The following is a 14578-nucleotide window of genomic DNA, read 5'->3' on the forward strand; positions in this document are numbered from 1 at the left end:
ACCTTTATTTCCTTTCTGGTTTTACAGCTGAAACAATAATAGTTGGGTTTTGTTGTTTGAAATAATGCCCTTTTCCTAGGGCAGACCATCTGCTCGCTTGGATGGATACGACGTCTAAGTCTTGCCATTCCATCTCTTCAGCAAGTTGAATCGCTTCCATCGCATTTTCCAAAAGGATGAAGTTTAAAACAAAGCGTCCTCCCGGAACTAACAGATGTTCACACCACTCAAATATTTCAGCCATGTTGCCACCGGTTCCACCGACAAATATAGCATCAAATTGTCCTTCTAGCTCAACAGGAGCTTTACCTTTTATTAGAGTAATATTCTGACATCCAAAGTAATCAATATTTTCCTGTGTCAGTGCAACTGCGTCTTCATTTTGCTCAATTGCAACGACTTCTAAATTCGGAAAAGATACAGCTGCTTGAATGGTTACACTACCCGTACCAGAGCCAACATCCAACATTATCTTTGCCTTGTGTAAGTCCAATTTATCAATACTGATAGCCCTGACTTCTTCTTTAGTCATTGGGACCTTTGCTCTAATAAATGCCGAATCCTTCATTTAGTATCACCACCACATTCATTTCATATTGTCGATCGATAACTTGATCTTCTGCTAAAATTTCAATTTTTTCATCTTCATAGCTAAGATTTTCACCTATGACTAAGACTTTTTTCAAGCCCCGTTTTATAATTTCTTGAGCAATTTCATAGGGACCAATTTTCTTATCCGTCACCATAAATACCTTGGGTAGAGAAAGCAAGAAATCAAAATCAGGAATCTTCGCATGACTACTCGTCAAGTAGGCCTCATTCATTGGCAAAGAAACCTTGCTTGCCAAATACTGAAAAGACGAAATTCCTGGCTGAATAACCACGCGCCCCTTAAATTTTTCAGATAACCATTTTCCTAAACCATAAACCAAGGGATCACCTGAAGCCAGATAAAGAATAGTTGACTCTTCTGGATAAGACTCTATTAATTGAGCCAACTCAGCAAGTTTCTTTGGAGGTACAACTCCTTTTTCTTGATAGGCAGCTGGAAGGATTTCTAAATGTCGCTCGCTTCCAAGAATATAGTCTGACTTTTCATATATCTCTTCGCTTCCCAAAAGTCCATAGGAAGGGGCTCCAGGCCCTATTCCAATTACATAGATCACGTCCATTCCTCCGCTATTTCTTCCAATGTTTGTGTTGATGCTAGATACCCAGCTTCTGTCCCAAAGGTCACTACATCGATGCTGACTTCCGGCTTCCGATTTCGCAGCAAACGTTCCGAACGGAATTTCATCTTGTCTACTAACACTTGATAAACTTCTTCGTAGTGATACTCCTCAATCAAAGTACCAGCTGCATCTGTTGTAATACACTGATCCACTTTCTCAAGCAGTTCAACTGGAGCACCCAGTAAGGCTAGATTGGCCATAATGATTTCCATTCGTGCATCTGAGTCTTTACTATGGGTTGAGAAGATCCCACCAGCCACCTTGACAAATTTACCCATATGCCCAACCATCAGAACACGAGTAAATCCGATCCGCTGAACTTCTTTTAGGACATGACCGACAAAGTTACTCATATTCACAATCCGATGAGGTGGAATCCCCAGTACATTGGTTGCAAAGTCTTCGCCATAATTACCAGGAGCTAAAACTACTGAACGATACCCTTGATTGTATAACATGGTTAATTCAATCGTAATAGAAGCTTTCCAACTCTCTTCTGACATAGGATTGACAATTCCTGTCGTCCCCAAAATGGAGATCCCACCTACAATTCCTAAGCGTGAATTATAGGTCAACTTGGCTGTTTCTTCCCCACCCGGTACTGAAATAATAATCTTCGCTCCGCAGTTTGGCCCCAGTAATTGTCGGGCTGTTTTTTCAATCATAGCCCGAGGAGTTGGGTTGATTGCGGCCATTCCAACATCGCATTTCAGCCCTTTTTGTGTGACGCGACCAACACCTTCTCCTCCATCGATCTCAATGTCGTTTGAATCTGGTATGAGAGTCACTGTCGAATAAATCAGGAGTCCGTGCGTCGCATCTGCATCATCACCACCATCCTTTTCGACAGCGGCACTAGCAGTCAGTTCACCAAAAGAAGGATCTTTGATATCCATCGTTACTTCGACACCATTCGCCGTAGAAACTGTAACTTTTTCTTCGATATCTTGATTCAAAATCATGCTAATCGCTGCGGCTGTAGCAGCTGTCGCACAAGTTCCAGTAGTGAACCCTTTTCTTAGTTTTTTTCCATTGACATATGCGTAATCATCCATATAGTTCCATTTCCTTCACTACTTAATTATTTGGGACTACGAAGCGTTGGTAATCATCCATTTCTTGTTTGTACTGGTACAGAATGGCATTGACCACTGCTGCTGCAATAGTACTTCCTCCCTTACTTCCCAATGCAACAATAGAAGGAATTGGGCTCTCATGAAGCTTCTGTTTTGATTCTGCCGCCCCGACAAAGCCAACCGGAACACCAATAACAGCATCAGGGACTAGTGTTCCTTCTTCTACCATATCCAAGACTTTAAAGATAGAAGTTGGAGCGTTTCCGAATACAAACAATTTAGGACCCAATTCATTGGCCGCATGTTCGACCGCTGCCATGGAGCGAGTAATCCCTTTTGCCTTAGCTTCTTCAAAGATTGCTGGTTCATTTACCAAACATCTGTAGGCCACACCAAGTTCATCCAAGATTCTTTTATTAAAGCCACCTAGAACCATGGTCGTATCCGTAAAAATGGTTCCCTTATTTTTAATAACATCCAAAATATGGTCAATGGCATCATTTGAAAATTTGATATTGTAGAGGTAATCGAAATCTGCACTCGCAAAAACGACTCGTTTCCAAACTGCTTCATGAAAGGGATTATCAAAAACAATATCTGGATGTTCTTGATCAATGATTTCTTGAATCTTTTTAAAGCTGGCTTCTTCAATCTGATTTGATACTTTTATATAACTCATGAATACCTTATCCTTTTTTATCATTTAAAGCTGTTGAATAACGAACATAGTCTTCTGTCACGATCGTTTGCATTTGATAGATAATCGCATTAATAATGGCTACGACAAGGGTGCTTCCGCCTTTACGTCCTTCATTTACCATAACAGGCAAGTCGGTCGCTAATAAAGCTTCCTTTGACTCTAAGACATTGATAAATCCAACGGGTACACCGATAATCGCATCTACCTCTACTTTTTTATCTTTGATCAAATCAAGGAGATGGAACAAAGCGGTAGGTGCTCCACCAAAAGCAAATACTTTAGGCCCTTCGATCTCTGTTGCTTTTTCAACAGCAGCCATAGCTCGAGTGATATTTTTTTCCTTAGCAAGTTGGATGACATCTTCATCATTAATCAAGCAACGGTAGGAAACACCCATTTGGTCCAACACTCGTTTATTGATCCCATTTAAAGAAATACTTGAATCAACAATGATGGTCCCTTTATTCTGAATTACATCAACAATACGTTCATTAACATGGTTGATAAATTTCATGGTATAGAGATAGTCAAAATCACCAGTGGTATGAATCGCACGTTTAATAATGGCTTCTTCCATATCTTCATGGAATTCATAACCTGGATGATCCTGATCGATCACAGATTGAATGATCTGGAAACTTTTTTCCTCAATTGAGGAAGGATTTTTGATATAGGACATACATACTCCTCTTTTAATAAATTGCAACAATGAAATAAATGATCGACAAAACGAAAACTGAAATCGTCGTTGTCATATAGAGCATAGAAATGGATGTTAAAATATCATCTGGCTCTACACTTCTTGAAGGATCACCAATAGTTGGTTTTGTAATCAACTCACCATGATAGATATGAGCTCCACCTAATTGAATCCCCAGGGCACCTGCCACGACCGACTCAGGAAAAGCACTATTTGGACTCGCGTGTTGATAGCGATCTCTCCAACCTATTTTTAAGGCATTTTCGAAATCCAATTGCAGGACTCTGGCACTTGCCATCATAAACAACCAAGTTAAACGGGCAGGAATGAGATTGACCAAATCATCTATTTTAGCCGAAACATATCCAATCTTACGGTATTTGGCTGTTTTATAACCGACCATTGAATCTAGTGTATTAATGGCTTTGTATCCCATTGCTAATACGGGACCGCCAATAAATAAGCATAATAAGGGGCCGATCACTCCATCACTTGCATTTTCTGCGACGGTTTCAATGGTCGCATTACAAATTTCAGGTATGGTAAGCTGATCTGTTTCTCTCCCAACGATCATTCCCACTTGATACCTAGCCTTCTCAATGGAACCAGACTGAATGGCTTTGTATACTTTGAGAGCTTCAAAGGCAAGAGAGCGAGTTGCTAAACAGGTGTAGGCTAAATAAATCCACAAAATCCAATAAAGAATCGGGTGAAGCTGACTAGCACCCCACAAGATTCCATACGTGATGGAAACTGTCAAAGAAACGGTGCATATCCAAAGGAATATTCCGAACAGAAAAGGATATCTCGTTTTTAAGTTTTCCATCCGTAAACAAGCATAAATGAAATTTCCAATTAGTTTGACCGGGTGTGGCCACGAATAGGGATCTCCAATTAACCAATCAAGAAGAAGAGCGATAAAAATTGCAATAATTATCATTATTTTGACTCCAAGATATAATCAATCCAACTCATAAGGAGTTGTTCCTTTTGATAAAAATGAACATGAAGATAACTTGCAAAAGTTCTCCCTTTCTGGTAGCCCCCTGTCCAATTGGAAACCACTTCTCCATCTCTTTCTTTTCTGAGGTCTAAAACTGTTTTTTCAGAAGTATTGAAGATGGAATGATGGAACTCATGGCCTCGAACTTCCGTACCAGACGGACCAAATAAAGAATCTTCATTAGTGGTTGCAAAACAGTAACCAAAACGTTTTAGTCCGTTGGTCATCACACTAGTACCATCAAATACCCCAACCATTTCAAAGAACTGATCTTCAATCTCAAGATTTTTTCCAAGATACATCAATCCTCCGCATTCAGCATAGATGGGGATTCCCTTTTGATGAGCTTCTAGAACGGATTCTCTAAAGGAACGATTGTCAGACAATTCTTTTGCAAACAACTCCGGATAGCCCCCACCAAAATAATAGGCATTAGCTTCCGGTAAGCGTTCATCTTTTAAGGGACTAAATGGAATGAGCTCGACATTAGCACTTCTTAATAAATCCAGATTATCTTCGTAATAAAAATGAAAGGCATCATCCAGTGCATAAGCAATGGTTAATGGGGTAGAATTCTCAAGCTTGAATGGAGAAGAAAGTTCAACTGATTCTCTATCAACTTTCTCCAATAGGCGCTCAAACTGAATGGTTTTTTTAGCCTGCTCTCCAAGAATAGCAAACTTTTCTTCAAGATCATCCATCTCCACATCCGGAATCAATCCCAAATGTCTAGAAGGCAATTCAACCTGAACATTTTTTGGGAAATACCCCAGGACTTCTATATCAGTGTAGCGCTCAATCGCTCCCTTAATCAGCTGATAATGGGTTTCCGAAGCCACTCGATTGACAATGACACCAACAATATCTACCGCTGGATCAAATGAAGAAAAGCCATGGACAATTGCTGCCGCTGAAGTCGAGGTTGATTTCCCATCAATAATTAAAACAACAGGTAGATTGAGCTGTTTAGCAACAGATGCAGAAGAGGCACAATCTTTATCTGTTCCTAATCCATCATAGAGTCCCATCACCCCTTCTACCACTGCGACATCAGAATTTTGATGCCAACGATAATAAGACCACTTCAGATAATCCGTATCAGGAATTAAAAAATTATCTAGATTACGAGATGAGTTCTTCGTAATACGACTATGGTAAGAAGTATCAATATAATCAGGACCAATTTTATACGGCTGAACATTGTACCCCATATCTGTTAAAGCTCTTAATACAGCCAGTGTTACGGTAGTTTTTCCAACACCACTAGATACACCAGCTAACATAAACTGTTTCATCCTAAAAACCCCCATCTCTTGAAAAAAATAGAGCTACAAAAAATACACTATTTTTTGTAGCTCCGTTGCTTTATTAAATTACTAAGCACCTCGTTGTGCTCTCTTCATTCTTAAACACCAAAGATGTCTTTATTCTAATATAAATTATAGCATTTGTCAATGAAAAATTGAAAACGCAATCAAAAAGAGCACACTTATGGTGCTCCTTATAAACTATTGTATATAAAATTTCATTATCCTTGCCAATCTGCTGGATAAGTCACATAAATAAAGCGTGCTTTATCTTTAACAGAGAATTGAATATCGCTTCCCTTTGGAATAAAGATGATTTCACCTGGACCAGCACTCATCACTTCATCACCAGAGATAACATCCAAACGACCTTCGATCACATAGTCAACTTCATCATAGTCTAAATGCCAAGGGAATGTTGTCTTATCCATTGTCATCAAACCTAAGCCAAGTCGAGGACTTTCTTCAAGAGTCAAAAGATCACGTGTATAGACTTGATGTTCAGGATTTCCTGTGTCCAAACGATCTTCAGGACGAACATCTAAGCTTGGTAGTGAAATAGAGGCTACACCAGCTTTACTAACACGTTTAGCAGAACCTTTACCTGCCAATTCTTCTAGAAGAATTTTGCGAACTAAAGATTCAATATCTGTACGATTATAATCCATTTACCAATACCTCCAATTAGGCTTCTTTCTTAGTCAAGAAGTAGGCAAGTAATACGGCAGTAACCCCACCAACAAACTTACCAATCATCATTGGAACAATCATCTTAGGAGATTGTCCAGCAGTAAATCCTAAGTGGTCCCCGATAACGAATGAAGCAGATACAGCAAAGGCAATATTCAAGATTTTACCACGGTTATCCATATCTTTTAACATTTGGAACATGGCAATGTTGTTTGCCAAAGAAGCAACCAAACCAGCAGCTCCAACTTCGTTCATTCCCAATGATTTACCAATTGCTGAAAGAGGTTTGTTGGCTACTTTAGTAAAGACAGCAACTAAACCAAAAGCACCAGCCAAGGTTACTGCGATTGAACCAACAACGACAAATGCTTCTTGAAGGGTTTCTGCACCTTTTGGATAAAGTTCAAGCAACCATTTATTACCAGTCAAGAGTTGTGCTGCACCGAATGCCAAACCTAAAGTTGCGATCACAACAATGATTTGACCAAAGATCTCAAATCCTTTAATCATTCCATTTGGAATAAGAAGCAAACCTAGGAAAATAAGGGCAGAAACGATGACAATAGGGATCAAGTTGATTAATAAAGTACCAAAAGACAAACCTGGAACAAGTAATCCACCAACTAAACATCCAACAGGCACGGTTACCAAACCGTACAAAATACCACGAGCCAAGTAAGGACGATCTGATTTTTCGATAATTCCTAAGGCAACAGGGATCGTGAATACGATCGTTGGTCCCATCATAGAACCTAAAACGTAGGCAGCAAAATCACCAACAGCTTTATCTTGTGCCAAGCTTAAGGCTAAAGGTGCTCCGCCCATATCATTCGCGATAAATGTTGTTGCAAAAATCGAAGGATCCGCACCAACCAAACCATAAAGAGGTACAATAATAGGTTTTAACAAATCAGCTAACAAAGGAGCTACAACCATAATCCCTGCCATAGAAAGCGCCAGCGCTCCCATAGCCATAATCCCCTCTTCAAACTGCTTACTCAGGCCCAATTTCCCGCCGATACATCTATCAATTGCACCAACAAGCATAAAGAGAACCATAATGTAAATGATAATTTCATTTATACTCATAAATTCTTCCCTACTTTCAATAATCATCCAGTTGATATTCAACTTTATCTATGATCCCAACAATAACCATATCTACTGGAATATCCTGTCTATTCAAGCTCACTCGAGCTGAACTTCCTGTAGTAACCAATACTTGGTCACCTTCACCAGCACCAATACAGTCTGCAGCAATGACTAAGGCAGGATCTGTTTGATGGTCATCCAGTTGTCGTTCGACCACTAAAAACTTTAATCCATTAAGTTTTTCATCTTTTCTCGTAGCCCATAGACTTCCTTTCACTTTCCCAACAAACATCTCGCTACTCCTTATTCTTCTATTATAATATTGTGACGTTTCAAATAGTCTTTCGCAAGAGCGGTCACAATCATTCCTTTTTTAATCCGAATCCTATCATGATCAGATAGGTTCATTTCAATTAACTTTTTTTCAGTTAATAAGCCAACCTTTTCAACAGATTTCGGTTGTGTTTCATTCTTTGTCACATCATTTAAAGGTTTATTGTTTTCTCCACAAGTAGATTCTTCTAGCAATGATAGCAATTCTTCTTTTTTATAGAATTGAACACCATATCGAAGAAGTTTTTCGTACTGTTCTTGAAGATCTTGAAACAATAAGGCTTTTGAAGTTTGTTTAAACTGATGGAAGTCAAATGATTCTACTGGAACCAAAACTTTCTTTCCTTTCAACAAACTTTTAATGACAACAGCTTCATCAGCATTTAGCGGACACAAAGAAGCGATTCGCATCATTGCATCAAAACCAATTGATTCTACTAGAATGATGTCAGCACTACTTGATTGTTTCACAACTTGATAACCTTCTTTCGTTACGATTTCAGGAATATCAAATGCTCCGATAACAAATACTGAGGCCTTATGCGTTTCAACCTGTATTTTATCCATTAAACGGTCTGTAATCAAATCTACGATCTTATCTAGATTCTCCATTTTTGACCTACCTCCAACAACCAATACTAGTCTTTAATAATCCGACCACGGATTCCTTTGCTAAAACCACAAGCATTGGCTTCATCGTAATCGATATGCATATAAGTTGCAAATTTAGGGCTGACACGAATTACAACATCGTCAAAGATTAATGGTCTTGCACCTTCAACCTTCACTTTAACAATATCATGATTTTTCACACCCATTTTTTCTGCATCTTCAGGCGTCATATGAACATGGCGTTTTGCTACAATTAAACCTTTATCCAAGGAAACTGACTTATCACCATTCACTAATACAATACCTGGAGTACCTTCAATATCACCACTTTCACGAATAGGTGCTTTGACTCCTAGTTGTAAGCAGTCTGTAAGTGATACCTCTACTTGAGACTCTTTTCTAACAGGTCCCAAAATAACGACATTATGAAAAGCTCCTTTTGGACCTACTACAGTCAACCGTTCTTTTGAAGCATATTGTCCAGGCTGAGATAAATCTTTAGCCTTCGTCAATTCATATCCAGTCCCAAACAGCGCATCTAATTCTTTACGACTTAAATGCACATGTCTCCCACTAGCTTCCACTTCAAATGAGCCATCTAATTCATTTTGAATCCTATCAATAACTTTATCAATTAAATTTTCAAATGACATTGTTATTCTCCACATTCTATTCTAAAATAAGCCACACTAAAACTTCAATTGATTTCAATAATGCTATCAGTTTCTCTGCATAGATATCCTGATTATCCGATGATACTAGCAGTAATTCCTTACGGATATTTACAATTTCAAGATATAATTCATAACAAGAAAGTTTCCAGCTTTCACATTTAAAATCAACTCTTATACTACCTTGATCCAACTGTTTAATGACTCGAATGGACTGTAAATCTTCATTTGTCCCAAAATTTGGATTATAAAATGAGATATCCTCTTCGATATAACAGCCGACAAGTTTTTCTACTATTTGAAGTAAAATCCCTAATTGATCAACTTTCTCATCTAAATATGAAAGATGAAGTTCCTTTTGACATTTTAGAAAATACGTATATAGTTTCGTTAGCTTGAAAAGTAGTGGATACACAGCAGACTCTTCTAGAGACGAAACAGTCATATGAAATGGTTTACTAATCTCTGTTTGAGTTTTATTTGGCAAATCAGAATAAACTATCTGAATATGGCGATCATGCAAAAAACCTTTTGCAGCTGGAGTCAATTTATCATCATTCGAAAGTTTTAAGATATTTTGCTCACTGATCTTGCCATCTTTTATTAGCTTTCTAATTCGTGATTCAGTATAAACTGTCATGCATTCACATCCTTCTACCACAAATTAACCACAGGGATACAACGAGGTTGAGATTCAACTTCCCAACCTCGTACAGCTATTAACATGAATGAATATTCTTTACATCAAAATGCTTATTCCTATCAAAACATTAATTGCTGATTACCTGATTGAGAAATTATAAAAATCTACTCTTTATGAGGTAGGATAACTTCTACTTCAGAATGTGGACGTGGGATGACATGTACTGAAATTAATTCACCTACATTTTCAGCAGCTGCTGCTCCTGCATCTGTTGCAGCTTTAACTGCACCTACATCACCACGAACCATTACAGTTACCAATCCAGCACCAACTTGTTGTTTACCAATCAATGTAACATTTGCTGCTTTTACCATAGCATCTGCTGCTTCGATAGCACCTACTAAACCTTTTGTTTCAACCATTCCTAATGCGTTTGCGTTTGACATAATCTTTTCCTCCTATTATTAAACCTAATTATTCAGCTGATGGATGTGGTAGAATAACTTCTACTTCAGAGTGTGGACGTGGGATTACGTGAACTGAAATTAATTCACCCACAATTTCAGCAGCTGCTGCTCCTGCGTCTGTTGCTGCTTTAACCGCACCTACGTCACCACGAACCATTACAGTTACCAATCCAGCACCGACTTGTTGTTTACCAATCAATGTAACGTTTGCTGCTTTTACCATAGCATCTGCTGCTTCGATAGCACCTACTAAACCTTTTGTTTCAACCATTCCTAATGCGTTTGCGTTTGCCATTTTAATTTCCTCCAATTATGAAATGAATAAGTTATTTAGTTAATTTTGATAACACACGTTGAACAAGCAGATCAACTAATTGTTCTTCATCTACTTGCTTATCAACTTCACAGCGTTGACAGTCAAGATTTTCTTGATTTTCAGCCTTTCTTAAATCTGACAATTCTGCAGTACCATAAGCGACACGGCGAATATTAATCAAATTCAATGGGCTGACATTATCAGATGTTGCGCTTCCACCTACAGCTCCACAACCTAAAGTAAAGGCTGGGAACAAACCTGTTGTAGCACCAACTCCTCCTAAAGCAGCAGGAGTATTGACCAAAAGTCTTGAAACAGGTTTTCTTAAGGCAAATTCTCGAACGATACTTTCATCTTGGGTGTGGATAGCTAATGTGTGTCCAGCTCCTTCATGATGAAGAATTCGAATACTCAACTCACATGCTTCTTCCCAATTTTTAACAGTATAGAAACCAAGAACAGGAGCAAGTTTTTCCATAGAATATGGATATTGTTTTCCGACTCCTTCACCGTCAGCGATCAAAACACGAGCATCATCTGGAACAGAAATTCCTGCCAGTTTAGCGATCACTTGAGGTGTTTTACCTACCATTTTTGGATTCATTGCTCCACTAGGTAGAATAATGAAGGAACCAAGTTTCTTAGCATCTTCTTTAGGAACGAAGTAAGCACCTTGACGTTTGAACTCTTCAACAACCTTATCTTTTGTTTCTTCTTCGACAATGATTGATTGTTCAGAAGCACAGATCACACCATTATCAAACGTTTTTGAATCTAGGATTTGACGAACTGCTTTAGGAATATCGGCAGTTTTTTCGATAAAGGCTGGACCATTACCAGGACCTACCCCAATAGCAGGTGTTCCTGATGAATACGCAGCTTTTACCATTGCATTCCCACCAGTTGCCAAGATCAAGTTTGTATCTTTGTGTTTCATCAATTCATTGGTTGCTTCAATAGAAACTCGTTGAATAACTCCGATTGCACCTTCGGGACAACCTGCTGAAACTGCAGCTTTTTTAATAATATCAACAGTTTCATTGATACATTTTGCAGCATGTGGGTGTGGAGAGAAAACAATACTGTTTCCACCTTTTAAAGCGATAAGCGCTTTATACATGACTGTTGAAGTTGGATTGGTTGAAGGGATTAATCCGGCAACCACACCAACTGGAACACCAACTTCAATAACTTTGTTTTCTTTATCTTCGTTCAAAATACCAACTGTACGCATATCCTTGATTTCTTCAAGAATACCTTTTGAGGCAAGGGCATTTTTTAAAACTTTATCTTGCCACTTACCAAATCCAGTTTCTTCTGCGGCCATTTTGGCTAAACGTTCTCTTTGATCATAACAAGCTTTAGCTACAACTTTTACAATCGTATCGATTTGTTCCTGACTCATCAATGCTAGTTTTTGTTGTGCAACTTTAGCTCGTTGAATCAAATGGCGAACTTCTTGTATAGATAAAAGATCTTTATCTTCAATATACATTCAACTTTCTCCTATGATTTCAATTTCAGTAAAGCTTGAATTAGTAATTGTTTGTTCGCAAATTTAATTTCTTTCTTAGATAGATCGATTTTATCTTCCCGATAAGCAATACTTCTTAATTCAACAACTTTGAATTTATTTAATTCTTCCTCAGAATATTTCTGCTGTCCTTCTGTTAGAACCTCTTCATCAACTATAATTTCAGAAATGACATCTTCAACAAAAGCTGTTTCATTATCTGATATTAAAGGTTTTGGATTAACTTCGGGTACATCCATCAAATCAATCACTTCTAAAACACTCTCTTCTAAAGATGAAGAAGTTTCAGCTTTGGACACATCTTTATTCACTTCCTTTTGAATTGGAAGGAGGATCGAATCAGTTTGCGAGTCTAATCGTGCAATCACGTGACTATGAAGATAGTATGGTTGATCTTGTGCAATCTCAACTGCAGCTTCCACTGCTGATCTAACTGCACTAACATCTCCAACCAATTGAACCGTATTTAACCCTGACTTAACAGTTTCTACATTCAATAGTGAGACGTTGGCAGCTTTCAGTGCAGCATCGGCAACTACGACCGCCCCAAGAAAACCTCGTACTTCAATTAATCCAAGTGCTTTTTCTGCCATAAGCACACCTCATCTTAATAACTCTTTGGATTATCTGCAATACTTTGAACAGTTTGGGCAAATGCATCACATGCTGCACGACATGCAGATTGAGAGCCAATCAATAATCCACCTGCAAAGTTTGTTTCACTTGGTGGTCCATAAAATGCACCAACCGATACATCAGCAGCTTTTAAAGCTGCATCCAGAGCTACCATAGCTTCTGCAGGAGGAGCAATTAAATAAGCAATGGCTGTTCCTTCTTCTGCGTTTGCACCTTCCGAAAGATAACTACCTGCTCTTGAAATGCAATGAGCAAAATATGGGATGCTGTCGTCATCATTTGCACTATAGAAACTAGCCCCGTTTTCAATTTCATAAACTACAACATCTAAGCCACTACGAACTTCTTCCGGATTTGGACCCGCCAAAATACCGATAACTTCACCAGCTAACTTAGTAGAAGCATTCCCAGCTCCAGCATACATACTACGAGCATAAACAACTTCAACATCAGCTGCTTTTGTCGCTTCATCCAAAGCAACATAGGTTACATCATCACAGTCAGAGGTAACAATTCCCAAACTTCTATGATGTGGTTTCAGTTCCAATGATGCTGCTAACCCTGCATCTACATTAGGAATTAATAATGCACTTAATACGTTAGCGCCAAGTCTATCATTTTTCAAAATCTAAACCCCATTTCTATTTTAATTCTACCCCTGACTTCTTATTATCAAGAATCTTCTTAATAATTTCAGCCACGTAGGCTCCAGCTTCAACTGCAGGAGTTCCACCTTTATGAATGTTTGATACTACTGTACGACGTGATTCTGGCATCCCAACTGTTGGTTTATAAGCCATATATGCACTCATCGATTCAGCTGTAACCAAACCAGGACGTTCTCCAACTAGCATACAGATAACTTCAGCTCCTGTAAGCTCAGCGATTTGGTCCATTGCAGCTACCCGAGCATGTTTGATGAAAAGAACTTCATTAAAATCCAGACCAAACATTTTCAAACCTTGTTTTAAGGCTGGTAAGAAATCTCTTACGTTTGCTTCAATCGCTGATGAACTCAAACCATCACCAACAACGATTTGTACTTTTGGATTTGGTTTACAAGATTCTTTAATGATTTTCTGTTGATCTTCTGGGAATACACGACCATAGTCCGGACGAGTTAAGTATTCATCTTTCGTTGATGCTTTTGTTTGAACAGGAATGAATCCCATTTCTTTAACAAAATCATCTGAAACATATGAGAACACCGCATCTTGAGCTGCAGCATGGTCTGCACGGAAACGAAGAACTGTCTCAGTCTTATAACGGTTTCCTGCTCTCCACAATCCCAAACGAGCTGGTGTGAATTTTTTAATTTTACGATAAGCTTCTTCGTTAATTGCATTTGGAACTAAAAACTGTTCCTGAATATCCACTTCTGTTATATCTGGAATAATTCCATCTTCAATAGTCGTTTCTTCTTTATCAGGTTGAACACCATTCTTTTCAAGAGACTTAAATTCAGAGTTTTGTGTTTGCTCTTCCTTTTTTAGCTCTGTAACAGTATCCGTATCCATTTCGCTTAACAAAGAACGAATCATTTCTTTTAAATCTTGTTCATTCACT

Annotated in this window: 19 protein-coding genes; all 19 read right to left on the reverse strand. The window is 38.4% G+C overall.

The window, feature by feature from the left end:
• Nucleotides 1-4: 4 nt before the first annotated feature.
• Complete coding sequence (locus SM122_RS02675; protein ID WP_324737775.1) at nucleotides 5-568, reverse strand: decarboxylating cobalt-precorrin-6B (C(15))-methyltransferase; 564 nt, start codon at nucleotides 566-568, stop codon at nucleotides 5-7.
• Entirely contained in the window at nucleotides 546-1172 is a 627-nt protein-coding gene (locus SM122_RS02680) for a cobalt-precorrin-7 (C(5))-methyltransferase (RefSeq protein WP_155169091.1), read from the reverse strand. The genes SM122_RS02675 and SM122_RS02680 overlap by 23 nt, the downstream gene beginning before the upstream one ends.
• On the reverse strand, nucleotides 1163-2287 hold the full coding sequence (gene cbiD / locus SM122_RS02685) for a cobalt-precorrin-5B (C(1))-methyltransferase CbiD (RefSeq protein WP_155169089.1): 1125 nt from the start codon (nucleotides 2285-2287) through the stop codon (nucleotides 1163-1165). The genes SM122_RS02680 and cbiD overlap by 10 nt, the downstream gene beginning before the upstream one ends.
• A 22-nt stretch (nucleotides 2288-2309) precedes the next feature.
• Complete coding sequence (locus SM122_RS02690; protein WP_155169087.1) at nucleotides 2310-2987, reverse strand: cobalt-precorrin-8 methylmutase; 678 nt, start codon at nucleotides 2985-2987, stop codon at nucleotides 2310-2312.
• A gap of 7 nt (nucleotides 2988-2994) precedes the next feature.
• On the reverse strand, nucleotides 2995-3687 hold the full coding sequence (locus SM122_RS02695; RefSeq protein WP_003006914.1) for a cobalt-precorrin-8 methylmutase: 693 nt from the start codon (nucleotides 3685-3687) through the stop codon (nucleotides 2995-2997).
• Nucleotides 3688-3700: 13 nt separating this feature from the next.
• Nucleotides 3701-4648, reverse strand: coding sequence for an adenosylcobinamide-phosphate synthase CbiB (gene cbiB, locus SM122_RS02700; protein ID WP_003006911.1), 948 nt, complete (start codon nucleotides 4646-4648; stop codon nucleotides 3701-3703).
• The gene (locus tag SM122_RS02705) at nucleotides 4648-6006 is read right to left on the reverse strand and encodes a cobyrinate a,c-diamide synthase (RefSeq protein WP_003006910.1); all 1359 of its coding nucleotides are present in this window, start codon (nucleotides 6004-6006) and stop codon (nucleotides 4648-4650) included. Before SM122_RS02705 ends, cbiB begins: the two co-directional genes overlap by 1 nt.
• A 233-nt stretch (nucleotides 6007-6239) precedes the next feature.
• The gene (locus SM122_RS02710) at nucleotides 6240-6686 is read right to left on the reverse strand and encodes a cupin domain-containing protein (protein WP_003006908.1); all 447 of its coding nucleotides are present in this window, start codon (nucleotides 6684-6686) and stop codon (nucleotides 6240-6242) included.
• Nucleotides 6687-6702: 16 nt separating this feature from the next.
• Nucleotides 6703-7797, reverse strand: coding sequence for an ethanolamine utilization protein EutH (locus SM122_RS02715; protein WP_023023505.1), 1095 nt, complete (start codon nucleotides 7795-7797; stop codon nucleotides 6703-6705).
• A 16-nt stretch (nucleotides 7798-7813) separates the two neighbouring features.
• Complete coding sequence (locus SM122_RS02720) at nucleotides 7814-8092, reverse strand: EutN/CcmL family microcompartment protein (RefSeq protein ID WP_023023506.1); 279 nt, start codon at nucleotides 8090-8092, stop codon at nucleotides 7814-7816.
• An 11-nt stretch (nucleotides 8093-8103) separates the two neighbouring features.
• Nucleotides 8104-8745 carry a hypothetical protein gene (locus tag SM122_RS02725; RefSeq protein ID WP_003006903.1) on the reverse strand — a complete coding sequence of 214 codons (642 nt, stop codon included), beginning with the start codon at nucleotides 8743-8745 and terminating at the stop codon, nucleotides 8104-8106.
• Between the two features lie 26 nt (nucleotides 8746-8771).
• The gene (gene eutD, locus SM122_RS02730; RefSeq protein WP_195327091.1) at nucleotides 8772-9398 is read right to left on the reverse strand and encodes an ethanolamine utilization phosphate acetyltransferase EutD; all 627 of its coding nucleotides are present in this window, start codon (nucleotides 9396-9398) and stop codon (nucleotides 8772-8774) included.
• A gap of 16 nt (nucleotides 9399-9414) precedes the next feature.
• The gene (locus SM122_RS02735) at nucleotides 9415-10056 is read right to left on the reverse strand and encodes a hypothetical protein (RefSeq protein ID WP_195327090.1); all 642 of its coding nucleotides are present in this window, start codon (nucleotides 10054-10056) and stop codon (nucleotides 9415-9417) included.
• 167 nt (nucleotides 10057-10223) lie between these two features.
• Nucleotides 10224-10505, reverse strand: a complete 282-nt coding sequence (locus SM122_RS02740) for a BMC domain-containing protein (protein WP_006596190.1) — start codon at nucleotides 10503-10505, stop codon at nucleotides 10224-10226.
• Nucleotides 10506-10533: 28 nt separating this feature from the next.
• Nucleotides 10534-10821, reverse strand: coding sequence for a BMC domain-containing protein (locus tag SM122_RS02745; RefSeq protein ID WP_049472794.1), 288 nt, complete (start codon nucleotides 10819-10821; stop codon nucleotides 10534-10536).
• A gap of 31 nt (nucleotides 10822-10852) precedes the next feature.
• Nucleotides 10853-12337: an acetaldehyde dehydrogenase (acetylating) gene (locus SM122_RS02750; RefSeq protein WP_053090709.1), complete on the reverse strand. Its 1485-nt coding sequence runs from the start codon at nucleotides 12335-12337 to the stop codon at nucleotides 10853-10855.
• A gap of 11 nt (nucleotides 12338-12348) precedes the next feature.
• The gene (locus SM122_RS02755) at nucleotides 12349-12969 is read right to left on the reverse strand and encodes a BMC domain-containing protein (RefSeq protein ID WP_195327089.1); all 621 of its coding nucleotides are present in this window, start codon (nucleotides 12967-12969) and stop codon (nucleotides 12349-12351) included.
• Nucleotides 12970-12983: 14 nt separating this feature from the next.
• A complete protein-coding gene (eutL, locus tag SM122_RS02760) occupies nucleotides 12984-13637 on the reverse strand; it encodes an ethanolamine utilization microcompartment protein EutL (protein ID WP_003006890.1) in 654 nt (217 codons plus the stop codon).
• Nucleotides 13638-13653: 16 nt separating this feature from the next.
• A complete protein-coding gene (gene eutC, locus SM122_RS02765; RefSeq protein WP_195327088.1) occupies nucleotides 13654-14577 on the reverse strand; it encodes an ethanolamine ammonia-lyase subunit EutC in 924 nt (307 codons plus the stop codon).
• Nucleotide 14578: the final 1 nt, after the last annotated feature.

This window comes from Streptococcus gingivalis, from assembly GCF_035544715.1.
Lineage (GTDB): Bacteria > Bacillota > Bacilli > Lactobacillales > Streptococcaceae > Streptococcus > Streptococcus gingivalis.

Coding starts and splice junctions, on each gene's coding strand:
- SM122_RS02675 (WP_324737775.1), bottom strand. CDS start 568: ATGAAGGATTCGGCATTTATTAGAGCAAAGGTCCCAATGACTAAAGAA.
- SM122_RS02680 (WP_155169091.1), bottom strand. CDS start 1,172: ATGGACGTGATCTATGTAATTGGAATAGGGCCTGGAGCCCCTTCCTAT.
- cbiD (WP_155169089.1), bottom strand. CDS start 2,287: ATGGATGATTACGCATATGTCAATGGAAAAAAACTAAGAAAAGGGTTC.
- SM122_RS02690 (WP_155169087.1), bottom strand. CDS start 2,987: ATGAGTTATATAAAAGTATCAAATCAGATTGAAGAAGCCAGCTTTAAA.
- SM122_RS02695 (WP_003006914.1), bottom strand. CDS start 3,687: ATGTCCTATATCAAAAATCCTTCCTCAATTGAGGAAAAAAGTTTCCAG.
- cbiB (WP_003006911.1), bottom strand. CDS start 4,648: ATGATAATTATTGCAATTTTTATCGCTCTTCTTCTTGATTGGTTAATT.
- SM122_RS02705 (WP_003006910.1), bottom strand. CDS start 6,006: ATGAAACAGTTTATGTTAGCTGGTGTATCTAGTGGTGTTGGAAAAACT.
- SM122_RS02710 (WP_003006908.1), bottom strand. CDS start 6,686: ATGGATTATAATCGTACAGATATTGAATCTTTAGTTCGCAAAATTCTT.
- SM122_RS02715 (WP_023023505.1), bottom strand. CDS start 7,797: ATGAGTATAAATGAAATTATCATTTACATTATGGTTCTCTTTATGCTT.
- SM122_RS02720 (WP_023023506.1), bottom strand. CDS start 8,092: ATGTTTGTTGGGAAAGTGAAAGGAAGTCTATGGGCTACGAGAAAAGAT.
- SM122_RS02725 (WP_003006903.1), bottom strand. CDS start 8,745: ATGGAGAATCTAGATAAGATCGTAGATTTGATTACAGACCGTTTAATG.
- eutD (WP_195327091.1), bottom strand. CDS start 9,398: ATGTCATTTGAAAATTTAATTGATAAAGTTATTGATAGGATTCAAAAT.
- SM122_RS02735 (WP_195327090.1), bottom strand. CDS start 10,056: ATGACAGTTTATACTGAATCACGAATTAGAAAGCTAATAAAAGATGGC.
- SM122_RS02740 (WP_006596190.1), bottom strand. CDS start 10,505: ATGTCAAACGCAAACGCATTAGGAATGGTTGAAACAAAAGGTTTAGTA.
- SM122_RS02745 (WP_049472794.1), bottom strand. CDS start 10,821: ATGGCAAACGCAAACGCATTAGGAATGGTTGAAACAAAAGGTTTAGTA.
- SM122_RS02750 (WP_053090709.1), bottom strand. CDS start 12,337: ATGTATATTGAAGATAAAGATCTTTTATCTATACAAGAAGTTCGCCAT.
- SM122_RS02755 (WP_195327089.1), bottom strand. CDS start 12,969: ATGGCAGAAAAAGCACTTGGATTAATTGAAGTACGAGGTTTTCTTGGG.